The organism is Pseudoalteromonas maricaloris, from assembly GCF_024746855.1.
GTDB classification, from domain to species: Bacteria; Pseudomonadota; Gammaproteobacteria; order Enterobacterales; family Alteromonadaceae; genus Pseudoalteromonas; species Pseudoalteromonas maricaloris.
In genome coordinates this window covers 892,598-905,666 of the sequence record NZ_CP024626.1, presented here as the reverse complement: position 1 = coordinate 905,666, position 13,069 = coordinate 892,598, and the positions used below count along the sequence as shown (strand labels likewise).

Here is a 13,069-nt window from a genome sequence, read left to right as displayed (position 1 = left end):
CCGCTTCCGCGTCCTGCTCTCGCTAAGGTACCTACATCCTGTAGGCAAGGCGAATTTACGCTCCAATAGCTGGCTATTGGAAGTGAATTCAACGCAGTTAGCGCTAAAACTGGCTGCTAGAAAGGCATTAATTATCCGCAGCTCAGGTTACTTACTCTCTACGAGCTTACTATCGATACTGAATTTACCAGCACCTGACACGGCAAGTGCGAGAAAGCCACCAGCCATTGCAATATTTTTAAAAAACATTAAGAACTGCATTTGGTCGGCCAGATCAAAGTGAAACAGCAACGCACTGACAATACTAAATCCTGCAAATGCAATTGCTGTCAGCTGAGTAAATGCTCCCGCAAGAATGAAAAGCCCTCCTATCAATTCAAAGGCTATAACCAATGGCAGCAGCTCGCTTGGTAATCCACTTGAAGCCATGTATGCAGCATTACCTTCGAAGTATTGGATTTTATTAATCGCAGCCAGTATAAAAATGGCTGATAGCCCTACTCGGCCAAATAAAGATAATACTGATGCCATTGTACTGTTCGGTTTAATGATGTTAATTAGGTTCATGATACTTTCCTCGATAAATATAGACGGTATTGGATTGGCTCTAGGTGATGAGCCGTTGGAAGAAAGTATACGTTCGCTTTAAAATAATTAAATTAGTAAAAATATCACACATCATTCTGTTAAAAAGAATTAAAGCTATCCAAACAGATTCGCTTCCAATAGGTAGTCAATAACCGCCCGTGTCCTAGGTGGAATTTGTTTACGTGATGGATAAATGAGAGAAAACACCAGTTGCTCGCTACTTAACTCTGGACAGATCATTTGTAACTCCCCACGCTCAACTTCTTGCTTCACAGTAGAAGGCAATAACTGCGCAACTCCTAATCCTGCCACTGTCATTTGTTGTAACAGCATGGGGGAATTGCACCAATGTACTTGAGTTGGTGTAAAGTTTACGGCTTCACCGCCACGATAAAACTGTGTCATCCCCGTTGATTTAGCCTGCTCTAACAGTAACCAAGGTAACTGATTTAGCAGTGTGTCTTTACTTGGTAAACCATGCAATGCTATCAGTTTAGGGCTTGCATAGAGCTTAAAACATTCTTGATGTAATTGCCTTGCAACCAGTGCGCTATCTTTAGGAAAGCCAACCCTGATGGCGAGATCTATTTGGTCGTTAATTATATCGCGCTTGTCATCATCAACGATGATATTTAATTGGATCTTCGGATATCGCGCCGTGAGTTCAGGAAGTTTTGGTAACAGAAACTTATGTGCGGTGTCGTGTGTCATGGTTATTGAGACCATACCATGAGGCTCTTTGTTATCGAGCAATACCTCAACATCATCCAAAATAGCGTGCAATGAATGCGCTTGAGCCAAAATGTCACGCCCCTCTCGCGTTAGCGTGAGTTGCCTCGTGCTACGCTGCAGTAGTCGAACACCCAGCATGGCCTCTAACTGGGACACTTGTTCACTCACTCTAGAACGGCTAGTAGCCAGCTTTCGCGCAGCTTGAGCAAAGCTTCCCACATCCACAACCGTTGCAAATATCGCTAAGAGTTTTAGTGCATTTAAGTCTATTGTACTCAATTTCAGAACTCACCATATCGAATTAACTCACTTATGATAACAAAAATCACCACGCATAATAGCGACATCCAATACATTCTCATTTTAAAAAGAGGTATACATCATGATCGCAATCACAGGCGCAACAGGCAAATTAGGTCAATTAGTTATCGAGTTTTTGGCACAAAAGATCCCAGCCAAGCACATCGTGGCTCTTGTCAGAGATCTCGATAAAGGAAAGGCACTCACCAATTTAGGGATCACCGTAAGGCAAGCTGATTATGACAAACCGCATACACTTGATGCAGCACTTGCAGGTGTTGAAAAGCTGCTGCTGATCTCAGGCAATCAGATCGGAAGCCGCACACCTCAACACAAAGCAGTTATTGACGCCGCAGTGAAAAACCAAGTGCGCTTAATCGCCTATACCAGTATTTTGAATGTGGATAATTCACCACTAAAGCTGGCTAAAGAGCACAAAGAAACAGAGGCGTATTTGAGAGCAAGCGGCGTGGCTTATAGCATGCTGAGAAATGGATGGTATAACGAGAACTACACTGATTTAGTACCTGTATTTACAGCAAATAATGCCATTACCTCAATCGCGCCGCAAGCTCAGATCAATAGCGCTGCTCGTGCAGACTACGCACTGGCTGCTGCAACCGTATTAAGTAGTTCTGGCCATGATAATTCAGTCTATGAGCTGGCTGGCGATAACGCATTTACAATTGAAGGTTTGGCACAAGCGGTGTCAAAGCATACTCAAGTTGAAGTAAAAGCAAAGTTTGTATCTGAAGAAGAATACTTGGCCTACTTGGTTGCTCTTGGCGTGCCAGCAACGTTTGCTGCGTTATTGGTTGACGCCGAGGCACAAGCACAGCAAGGATATTTGGCAACCCAGAGTAATGCGCTCAGCCAGTTGATTGGTCGCCCGACCACAACGGTGGCCCAGTCGCTCGCAAAGAGTTAAGCGTATTTTACCGCTGATATAGTGCACAGGCTTTGCTTGTGCACTTATTTTTTACTCAACCTTACCTTCTAAGGTTGATATCAATAAGTCTCGGCTCACTAGAAAACCACAAATGCTCACCACGACTAAAAAGATACCGTACATAGAGCCGATATAGACCCAGTCGCTTTGGCCAAACCAAAGGCTTGCACGAGTACCATCATTCACTAACAAGATGTTAACAAGAGACAGTGTGATCACGCTGCGAAAATAAATCGGTTTATCCATATGACTCGCAAATGCTGCGATAATGAGGGAAAACAGGCATAAGTAGAAGCCTATAACGGAAAACGCACCAGGTTGCATACTAGGATAAAATGCGACGAGAGAAAGGAGTACAGCAGCCCAACCGGTAGTTTTGTATATCATTATCAAGTCCTTTGAAAATGTTAAAAAGTGTTTGTTATGTAAACAGGCTGGAGTATGAGGTAATACTCGTAATTACGCAACTAAATGGTGATAAATATTGGCTGATATGACCTTTATTCCTTAGTTTTAAACCTATCAGATTGCCTTTGATTTTAAACCTAACCCTAAAGCATTAAGTGAAAGCTTAATTAGCGCGTTATCAAGATGATAGCGCAGCTGAAACTCTTGTCTTTAACTGCGGTACACTGTCTTTTTCAAACCAGTCGTGCTTTTTTAACCAGATCTGATTACGGGGGCTAGGATGAGGTAATGGCAAATGACTTTGACTGGAAAAGTCAGCATTTTTTACCATCTCAGTTACTGATGAATATTGCGTTAAGTAGCATTTTTGCGCATATTGCCCGATAAGTAGTGTTAACGATATCTGGCTGAGTGTAGCTAACACCTGAGAATGCCACGTGGGCGCGCAGATTTTAGGCGGTGGTAAATCTCCAGATTTCCCTTTACCCGGGTAACAAAACGCCATTGGCATAATGGCAAATAGTTCAGGGTTATAAAACTGTATTCGACTTACACCCAGCCAGTCTCGCAATCTATCTCCACTTGGATCATTAAACGGCTGGCAGGTTTGATGTGCTTTTAAACCCGGCGCTTGGCCTATAATTAAGACTTTAGCGTTATAACTGCCTTGGATGATAGGTTTTGCGCCCATGGGAAGTGCTTTATCACACAGCTTGCACTGCCTAACACGTTCAAAAATATCCATCTTTCCTTACTTACTTTACCCAATGACACCAAGGGTCATTATGGCATAGCCATATTCAAAACCCCATTTAAACAACAAAACTTAAAGTGCTTAGTCGTTAAAACGACTCCACTCAACTTAAAACAAGTGCGAATCACTATCATTTAGATGCAAATTATTGGATAATATTCTATTACGTTTGCTGTCTTTTAAAGGGGTGCTATGCCTAGTCGGGATAACACAAATAATAAGGCTATTTTGTACAGAGCTGAAGTGCTTGCACGCTTTTTCATCGCTATTTTCGGCGGCTATTACGTGACTGTTTTAGCTTCATCTTTATTGGCTTTAACTTTACCTACTCCGCGCCTAGATGCGCTGTTATATGCATTAACAACTGGCATCGTCTTTTACGCCATTGTCTTTATTTGGGTGTTTGGATGCCGCTCTTTTAAAAAGGTATTTCTTGGCATGATCGGACTACTTTGTATTCTTTACGGTACTTTGACGCATTTTGGAGGCTCCCTGTGAGAGAGTCATTTTTCCGCAGTATGACTTGGCTACACACTTGGGTTGGTTTACTCGTTTGTTGGTTGCTGTTTTTAATCTTTTTTGCTGGTACTGCGAGCTTTTTCAGACATGAGATCAGTCTGTGGGCGCAACCTGCAACGCACCACCTACCTCATTATGATAGTGCCCAACAAAATGAAACGGTCAAAAAGAGTATCGAACGGTTTCAAGAGACAGCGCCAAGCGCCGAGTCTTGGCGTATTGAGATGCCAACAGAGCGTCGCCCAAGCTTGCTATTGATGTACTCTGAAAAGCCAGCCGAAGGGGAAAGACGTGGAAAACGTCACTCGGAATATCTCGATCCAGTAACGCTGGAGGCGCTTCCTGAGTTTAGAGAGACTAAAGGCGGTAACTTTTTCTATCGTTTGCATTTTGACTTACATTACATGAATGCAATCACCGCGCGCTGGATTGTCTGTTTTGCAACTCTGTTTATGCTGATTGCGCTTATTTCTGGCGTAGTGATCCATAAACGCATTTTCAAAGATCTATTCCAATTTAGAAACGGGAAAGGACTGAGAAGTTGGCTAGACGCCCACAATCTCTCTTCCGTGGTGGCATTACCGTTTCATATTATGATCACTTATACCGGCTTAGTGACGCTTATTTTTATGTTGCTGCCACAACCTGCTGAGCAGCGCTTTGAAGATACAAAAACGCTCCGAGCCGAACGCTACCCCTTTCTTGCTGCGATCCCTGAAACAGGACAACCATTGAAGGAGCTCGCATTAAATACAGCGTTAGATCATTATTTTACTAACTCTGGTGACGCACCGCTTCGCCGCATTGTGATCTCATCGCCAGGGGATGCAAGCGCAACGGTTAAGCTTTATGCCAATGCTCAACGCGCAGTGCAGGATGATCCGCCCAGTTGGATGTATAGCGCGGCATCTGGTGAGTTGTTAAAAACACACAATGTGACGCTGTCTGGCGCTGAAAACCTCTACGGCGGAATGATAGCACTGCACACTGGACGTTTAGCAGAGCCGCTTTTGCGTTGGTTATACTTTGTTGCTGGATTAGCGGGATGTGCCATGATTGCAACGGGTGCTGTTATGTGGGCAAAAAGACTGCGCCAAAAGCTTAAAGGTGATGACAAGCCGGGTGTAGGCCTTAGGCTTGTGGAGTCGCTCAATTTAGGCACCATTATGGGACTACCAGCCGCAACGGTGATGTTCTTTTATGCAAACCGTTTGCTTCCAATGGAATTAGCGGGACGTGCAGACAAAGAAGTTCTGGCGTTCTTTGTTACGTGGGGAGTATTCACTCTGGCCGCGCTCTTTAAATCGAATAGGCTAGCGTGGCTGCTCTCTGCGAAAGTAAATGCTATCGTGTGGGGCTTACTGCCTGTCGTAAACATGCTAACCACTGATGGCAGCATTGTGAGCTATTTCATTAATGGTCAGTGGGTATTATTTGGTTTTGATGTGATGGCTATTGGTATCGCGTTCGGTTTCTTGGTTCAAGCCAAAAAGCTCGGCAGTACCAAAGCAGCGCCAGCGACACCACGTCGCCAAGCAAAGCATGAGGTAAACGCCTAATGGAATGGCTAACGTTTTTACTTTGCCTGCTAGCGTTTATGGGTTTTGCAGTAGCAAAACCCAATCACTATAAAGAAGTATTTGGTACACGTCCAAAAGGTAACGTAACAAGTCAATTAACCATTGCCGGCTGGCTCTGCCTCGGCGGCAGCTTGGCACTTGCTCTTAAAACTCAGGGGGCCTACGGTAGCTTAGAGTTTATTGGTTATATGACCTTGGCAGTATTACTACTTATCGCTATCTTTGCGACCAAACCTAGTTACTTCAGATCACTATTTTACCTAGTCATTATCGCTATGCTGCTCAGTACGCTGTATTGGATCATATTTTAACTAAGGCGCCACTAACGGCGCCTTTTTTAGATCACAATTTTACTAACATTCCTTTGTTAACTCTTTGAAACCACATCATTTAGCATAAAATATCAGCAATAGTGGCGATATACACCGCAAATTTACTAACTCAAACTAAGGTAGGTTAGTAAAATCGTGATCTAATGAGCCCAATAAGCTTAATCAGTTGGTAAAAATATGATCTGATAGTCTTGTTTTCGGGCTAGCTTAGTAAAATCCTGATCTAAGCGCTAAAGGAATACTATTGGTTAGTTAAATTTTGATCCAAAAAGCGAGAAGAGTAACTCAGCTCTGCTCCGAGCTTAAGTTTTATCTTACCTTCAAGGTCTATAGCGCTCTATGCTGCGCTAAAAAGTCACGAGTCAGTTCGTTGGCTTGAGTAATTTCTTCTGGTGACATTTTTCCCTCGAGATCTCTGATTGTCCACTCAACTCTGCCAAATACGTCACTGTTACTCACCACTTCTACAAAAAAGTAAGCAAAAGCGAGAGACTTAACATAATCCTGCCCACCAGTCTGTGGATCTAAGTGTTGAAAGCCAGAGATAAGCTTTAGCATCGAATTCTCACCACCTTGAAGTGCGACCTTGTGCGCTAAGCGATATTTAGTCGCGATAAATGCTTGTCGACGCGAAACTTGTTCATCTCTTGGGACATCTTTTAACTTCAGCTCATCAACCAGCTCAACGTCGCCTAGTAGCCAAAGCAAAGACACCGCTTTATCTGAGCCCTTTTCAGCAGCTTCTATCAACATGTCAACATAAGGGCCATCGCGATCTACGATGCCTAAGCACATTTTAAATTTTCTATGCATACTATCTATGATTTCATAGTACTCATCATTAGCATGCGCTCGTTCAGCCCAAGTGTCGAGTTCACTCTGCGTTTTAGGCACTCTTCTGCATATTCTTATTTTGTTTGCTTGCTCGTAGAGCTCATCAGAACTCTCGTGAGCATGAAGCAAAAGCGGTTGTTGAGCATTTGACTTATCAACAAGGCGCTCTTCTTGAGGTAATACCTTGATTAAGTTTGAATTTTCACCCACGAACGGAGTAAGCTGAATGCTGTTATCTTGTGTAAATAACCATGTTATAACGACTAACCCCGTAACAATAATAAAAACCAGCAACTTCTTCACGTATTTCAAACCCACTCCTGTCTTAAAACAAGTGTAACTTTAAAGCTGTAATAAAAACAATGAATTGCCCTCAGAAACTTGCTTTTGGAGTTTCAGAAATAATGAAAAGACATGCACTTATCCGCTACCAAAAGATTAGCGTGCAATTTCAATTTGAAACTACCTCTTATCAGTGCCAGTCCCCTATCTTTGCGCCTTTATCAACTCAGGGCAGGAAGTGTCCTACCCTGAATATACTTTACTCGGCTTTATTCCAGTTCAGCTGCATATCCCACACATATCGGTGCTCTGGCTCTAGAGGCTGTTGAGAATCATCGACTTGTTCAAGCACATTACGCGCTTTTACTATGGTGGCGTCACGACCGAATAGGTAACTTTGCTCTTTGACAATGGTCAAGTAGGCTTTATTCAGTGCCAGCGCACGTGGTTTTGATGGTGTGATCAATTCATAAAGGTTTTTCGCAGACTGCACTTTTTTGCTGTTTACCGTGCCATCTTCGTTAAACCAGCGCATTAGCATCTCTTGGTTTTGCCTAAACTCATCACCGCCGCCAACACGCATCATATAGGTCAAGAACTCCCCCTGCTCTTCGCCTTTGTTAGGTACATCTTGCATCTCTTTTAAATTGATATAACCCCAACCCAGTTTGCCTTCGACTTTACGCGCAAACGAGAAGGTTTGGTCATAGGTTGAGCCAATGGTTTTGTGACAACCATTACAAAAAGCAAGCTCTTGCTCATGTTGTGGACGAAGTGCACCATTTTTGTCTTCAATATAACCGTTAATCGTCCAACCAAAGTTGTTATTGATCCCTTGGTCGCCCAAATAAAGCGTTTGTGGGTAATTTTCGAATGACTTTTCTTTCGCTTCTCTGTAGTAGGCAGCACCGAGTGATTGTTTGGATTTAAAGTTGTGCTTCTTCATGTAGCGCACTTCTTTCATTCTTGGCGCATTAAATACTTGGCCGTTATCATCTACCCCAATATACCGAACGGTGTGTAAAAACTCAGTGTCTTGTGGGTATAACTGATGAGCAAGCTCGATAGTATTGGCATCACCAAGGTAACGTTCACTGCGCAGCATGCTGGTGATTTGTGTGAGTTTGCCATCACCATTCAAATCTACGCCAACTCGCGATTCAGAAATCACTGGCGTTGATATTTCGTCAAGCCCCTTTACAGCCATTTCAACCAGACTTAAGTTGGCAAGGTAAACGTCCTGATTATACGTTTCGCCCTTTTCTCTGAAGACGTCAGCAAGGCGGATCATGACATCTCCTGTAGAGCCATTGGTTGGCCAGAAAGTACTAGGAAAAGGCTTATAATTGAATGCCACCCAGCCACTGCCGTCTTTTGCTATACCAAGCTCATCGAAGGCTTTTTCCGGATATGCCAAGTTGTTAAGCGGGGTAATCTCACCTTTCCAGTCAGGGTTATTTTTTAGTTTTTCGATGAAAGGGCTGTAATTATCTTGGTTGACCCAGTTAGTAATATCTTGATCTGAGATACCTTTGATAAGCTCAGAACGATCTTTAAACAAATTTTTCCAGTGGTTTTTAAATCCAAGATCGGAAAACTCATAGGCGCCTTGTAAATTGGCATCACGCATCATGTTTGGTCGGTTTTTTTCATCATATGATTGATGGCAGGCATAGCAAGGGTTATTCACGCCATCCGTTTTGGTGTAACACTGAGGGGGGATCACTGATTCAGGGTTATAGACTTCATTGTGCTGCATAAATGCGGCCGCAGGAATATCATCACCCTGCTTATAAGGTGTTGTAGTTTGCGCCGACATAAGTGCGGTATTGGTTAGCCCTTGAGTCTGTTCATCATTACAACCAAACAAGGCTACGCTCGTCAATGCCACTAGAGTTAGGCTAACGTATTTCATTTTTATGACTCCAAAATTTTGCTAAAAAAAAGCAGCGCACCATGAAGTGCGCTGCTACTTACTTAATTATTTTGCTTTAGGGTCATAAAGCCAAAGCGTGTTGTTTTCTTGGAAGCCATCTTCACCAATGATGATGCGACCATCTTCCATTACGATTACGTTATCAGGCTGCGAAAGCTGATTGACGTCACAACGCTCAGCGCCAGTTAGTGACGAGCGGTAAGTTGCCCCCATGACAACCGGTTCAATGCGAGTTAAGTTATAGTTGTTATCGATATGAGCACGGTATACACCGCCACAATCTTTAACACGCGCAGAAAGCTGCATGTCACCTTCGCCATCAATCATGGTGTTGTCGATATCCGAGATACCGATATACATATAGGCTTTATCTACCACCTCACCGGCAACAACATCTTGACCAGTTACCGCCTCAAGTACGCGGTTATGGTTGATGCTTAAGCCTTCAAGTTTACGCCATTCAGCCGTAGCGCCTTTTTGGCGTGCAGCCTGACGAGACTCAAGGAAGATAGCACGGTTGTCCATCGCTTTACCTGCCGTTACTTTACCGCCACCGTTTGCAACAGTTGGATAAGTTGCAGCGCCTTCTGCCCACGCTTTTACATCAGCAACAGACAGATAGCTTGTTTGACCTTCAACATAGTCAGTCTCATTGATGCCGTCGTATTCGGCCACCCAAGTTTCAATCTGTGCATTACTGCCGCTACCAAGCTCAACCCAGCTAATGTCAAAGCCAGTTACAGCCGGATCGGTAAGGCCTGCATCTTGAGTTAGCTTTGCTGCGTATAGGGTACCTGCACTTAAGTCTTCTGGTTGATCTGCAACAAATTTAAATAGTACGCCACCGGTATCATCTTGTGAGGAATAGACAGTACGACGGTCAGGCATTACAACTGAGTTTTCATGCTCATAACGACCGATTGTAAAGTGTTTTACAACATCAGGCGTTTCGGTTGTAGGATTTTTGATTTCTGCAATGTAACCGTAGCGATAAGGGTTAGGGAAATCAGGTGCCATTAACGCTTCCATTGTGTCATTACCTGTTTCAGCAGGGTTATTCCACTGTGGATCTTGTGTTGAATCAACTTCAGACCAGACAATCCATTCTTCCGAAGTCAGCGGTGTGCCCCAAGGTGATACTGAACCAAAGCAGTTAGCAGCAGTGCCTTTAACACCGTCAAAGTCTACCATCATGGCTTCTTCGATTGACCATTTACCCGTTGTCGCTTTACTCATTTTCAAACGACTGACACCACCTGGGTACGCTTCCCAGTTTGTGAATAGGTAACCTGTATTTGCATCGACTGGAATATAACCATTGAAATCAGGGTTATCATTTTTAATGATTTCTTCACCAGTTGTGATGCTGTAATGTACACCCAAACCACCTGCTAACCCCTTAGTGCCAAGGTTTGCGAATGTATCACCTGTTTGGCCTAGAATTTGATATTGACCAATTGCAGAAATCACGGTTTGTTGTTCCATGGTCGAAGCAGGAACTGGCGCGCTTGGGATATTTGCAGGTAAATTATTAAAGTTCACACCGGTTAGTACACCGACAGTACCCGTATTGAATGGCTTGCTATTGAACTTATCAGTAGCTGTGTTGGTATCATTTGGGTGCTGAACATTGAAGAACAAGTCACCCCCTTCAGAAAGAAATAGACCAGTTACTTCAGCACCAGCAGGGACGGTTGCGATGCGAACAAGGCCAGGTACGCTGTAACTACCATCACGACCATTTTGGCCGTCTTGTCCATTTTGACCGTCCTGGCCGTCAGTACCATTTTGTCCATTTGTGCCGTTTGTACCATTTGAGCCATTTGAGCCATTAGTACCGTTTGCACCATCTTGGCCAGCAGTACCCTGCTCACCTTGAGGACCCGCAGGACCTTGTGCTCCGTCGTCACCATCACAGGCTGTAAGTGCCATTGCAACTGCCGCTGCAATGAGAGAATATGCTACACGCTTCATGAGTTACTCCAGTTCCTAAGTATTATTTTTTGTAAAGCGTGCAACAGTGTGAAGTGTTCCTGTTACAGTTGACTGAATGATTTATTAACCATTTCCTACAGGAATAAGACACTTAGACTCAACTCACATACAGCCTCCCTTTTGTTAGTAAGTTAAAGTACCCACAAAAGGAACTTTAGTGTAAAGGGGGTTTACACTATTCTTTTTGAACGGGTTCGTGTCTCATATAGATAAGTTCATTGGTGTTAAAACCATATTGTTCTGACATGGTTTTAAACTGATTCATTACGGTATCGGGCACTTTAGGTGCTCTAGAAAGCAACCAAAGGTAATCACGATTGTAGCTGGTAACAAATGCATACTGGTAATCTTCATCTAACTCGAATACCACATAACTGCCATAAAATGGACCAAAAAATGACACTTTCAAATGCGCTATTTCATCATTTGCAACAAACTTAGCTTTGCCAACCGCTTCTTTCCACTCTCCTTCCTCTGTTAAATATCCCTTATTTACGACTTTAATTGAACCATCAGGATTTTGGCTATACGTTGCCGTGACGTTCTGCATTCCCCTTTCAAATGAATGATCTAATCGCGCGATTTCAAACCAAGTGCCCGTATAGCGCTCAACATTAAAGTCTTTAACTGGTTTAATGCCCTCAGGCAGCCCTGTGCATGCTGAAACTGCAAGCACTAAAATCGCTGTGAAAAATAACTGTGATACTTTCATATAAGTTCTCCATATTCCATCTTGATGTCATACGTAGTAACCAAACACTAAGATTAACGATAGGTTCGATTTTTACCTAGGGCCTGTTGATCTTTCAAGTTTGTTTTTGCAGCAGTTTGATTGCCATTTATACAAGGAAGAGCCTGTGTAGCATAGTTATTCTATGTGAGTCAGGCGATAACGCATTAGAAATGCCAATCAAGGCCCTAGTAAAAGCAAAATTTAATTCAAACCCTTACCATGCCAATTTCACCTTATTTATTTTAAACTTACGTGTAAATGAATAGATCGCAGCAAAGTATGATTAATACAGCACAGAGCAAAAAAATACTAACTCATGGTTTGGGTGTAGCAACGGGTAAAGTTGCGTTTTATATTGAACATCCACCACGCATAGAACCTTATAATAATTTAATACAAGTCAGTGCGTTAGCGAGTGGGGAGATCGAACATATTAATGCGCATTGTGGCAATGGTTGGCGGAAAATCTTCAATGTTTTTGCCAAGTTTTTATTTGCTGCAAGACTGCCAGATCACGATATTACTAACTATTCAACTTGGCAGTCATATCGTGATAGCGCATTACTTCAAGCTTCAAGTCAAGAAGCCCTGCTCTTCTCAACGCCTGATTTTTCAGCAAAAACATACGATTGGCATATTATTGCAGGACGCACCTACGCGAAATCATTACTCAGAGATCAGGTTTTTACTAACAATCTAATTTGGCTGGATGATGAGTTCGCCGTTGACTATAACTTGCGCCTTATCATTTCACCATTTTTGGATTATCGCCAACTTAGTAATATAAAAATCAATAAGTTAGTAGAGATAATAAGACAAGGTTAGATATTAGGCGGCAACTAAACTGTATGCCAATTTGTGAAGAGATCAAATTTTTACTAAGTAAAATACTGATCTACCTTCCGTATCATAGTCATTGAGATCAGAGTTTTACTAACTTTTTAGAAGTAAATGACTTGAGGTTTAGATAGAGCGCGGTGACGTCAGTGGCAGAGCAGCAATTGACTTGGTATAGATCACTATTTTACTAACTTAATACAAGCTACGTTGAAAAAGTAAGAAAGGAAAAGCCACACCCGAATATGGTCTGGCTGATTTATCCGAAGCTCAGGTTATTTAGATAAAAA

Annotated in this window: 13 protein-coding genes; 5 read left to right on the top strand and 8 right to left on the bottom strand. The window is 42.8% G+C overall.

Annotated features, from left to right (window positions below):
* Positions 1-147 precede the first annotated feature (147 nt).
* Positions 148-567, bottom strand: a complete 420-nt coding sequence (locus CTT31_RS21745) for a DoxX family protein (RefSeq protein WP_084204279.1) — start codon at positions 565-567, stop codon at positions 148-150.
* Positions 568-702: 135 nt separating this feature from the next.
* Positions 703-1,599: a LysR family transcriptional regulator gene (locus tag CTT31_RS21740; RefSeq protein WP_039495446.1), complete on the bottom strand. Its 897-nt coding sequence runs from the start codon at positions 1,597-1,599 to the stop codon at positions 703-705.
* Positions 1,600-1,702: 103 nt separating this feature from the next.
* Between CTT31_RS21740 and CTT31_RS21735 the strand changes: the two genes are divergently transcribed.
* Complete coding sequence (locus CTT31_RS21735; RefSeq protein WP_260492518.1) at positions 1,703-2,548, top strand: SDR family oxidoreductase; 846 nt, start codon at positions 1,703-1,705, stop codon at positions 2,546-2,548.
* A 51-nt stretch (positions 2,549-2,599) separates the two neighbouring features.
* Here the strand turns inward: CTT31_RS21735 and CTT31_RS21730 are convergent, their stop codons facing one another.
* Positions 2,600-2,956, bottom strand: a complete 357-nt coding sequence (locus CTT31_RS21730) for a hypothetical protein (protein WP_010605604.1) — start codon at positions 2,954-2,956, stop codon at positions 2,600-2,602.
* A gap of 199 nt (positions 2,957-3,155) precedes the next feature.
* Positions 3,156-3,722: a uracil-DNA glycosylase family protein gene (locus CTT31_RS21725; protein ID WP_045990634.1), complete on the bottom strand. Its 567-nt coding sequence runs from the start codon at positions 3,720-3,722 to the stop codon at positions 3,156-3,158.
* A gap of 201 nt (positions 3,723-3,923) precedes the next feature.
* On the opposite strand from CTT31_RS21725, the gene CTT31_RS21720 reads away from it, so the two are divergent.
* From CTT31_RS21720 to CTT31_RS21710, 3 genes are read left to right on the top strand one after another with little or no spacing between them, the layout of a single operon-like run.
* Complete coding sequence (locus tag CTT31_RS21720; RefSeq protein ID WP_010605602.1) at positions 3,924-4,229, top strand: hypothetical protein; 306 nt, start codon at positions 3,924-3,926, stop codon at positions 4,227-4,229.
* The gene (locus tag CTT31_RS21715) at positions 4,226-5,809 is read left to right on the top strand and encodes a PepSY-associated TM helix domain-containing protein (protein WP_260492517.1); all 1,584 of its coding nucleotides are present in this window, start codon (positions 4,226-4,228) and stop codon (positions 5,807-5,809) included. Before CTT31_RS21720 ends, CTT31_RS21715 begins: the two co-directional genes overlap by 4 nt.
* Entirely contained in the window at positions 5,809-6,141 is a 333-nt protein-coding gene (locus CTT31_RS21710) for a DUF3325 domain-containing protein (protein ID WP_045990636.1), read from the top strand. Before CTT31_RS21715 ends, CTT31_RS21710 begins: the two co-directional genes overlap by 1 nt.
* Positions 6,142-6,489: 348 nt before the next feature.
* Here CTT31_RS21710 and CTT31_RS21705 read toward each other — a convergent pair whose 3' ends face one another.
* The 4 genes from CTT31_RS21705 to CTT31_RS21690 form a co-directional block, all read right to left on the bottom strand.
* Positions 6,490-7,308, bottom strand: a complete 819-nt coding sequence (locus CTT31_RS21705) for a hypothetical protein (protein WP_260492516.1) — start codon at positions 7,306-7,308, stop codon at positions 6,490-6,492.
* A gap of 229 nt (positions 7,309-7,537) precedes the next feature.
* A complete protein-coding gene (locus CTT31_RS21700; RefSeq protein ID WP_260492515.1) occupies positions 7,538-9,193 on the bottom strand; it encodes a hypothetical protein in 1,656 nt (551 codons plus the stop codon).
* 66 nt (positions 9,194-9,259) lie between these two features.
* Positions 9,260-11,188, bottom strand: a complete 1,929-nt coding sequence (locus CTT31_RS21695) for an alkaline phosphatase PhoX (protein ID WP_260492514.1) — start codon at positions 11,186-11,188, stop codon at positions 9,260-9,262.
* A gap of 196 nt (positions 11,189-11,384) precedes the next feature.
* A complete protein-coding gene (locus tag CTT31_RS21690) occupies positions 11,385-11,921 on the bottom strand; it encodes a lipocalin family protein (RefSeq protein ID WP_260492513.1) in 537 nt (178 codons plus the stop codon).
* Between the two features lie 303 nt (positions 11,922-12,224).
* Here CTT31_RS21690 and CTT31_RS21685 point away from each other — a divergent pair, with 303 nt between their 5' ends.
* Positions 12,225-12,767 carry a DUF6942 family protein gene (locus CTT31_RS21685; RefSeq protein ID WP_045988642.1) on the top strand — a complete coding sequence of 181 codons (543 nt, stop codon included), beginning with the start codon at positions 12,225-12,227 and terminating at the stop codon, positions 12,765-12,767.
* The last annotated feature ends 302 nt before the right edge of the window (positions 12,768-13,069 follow it).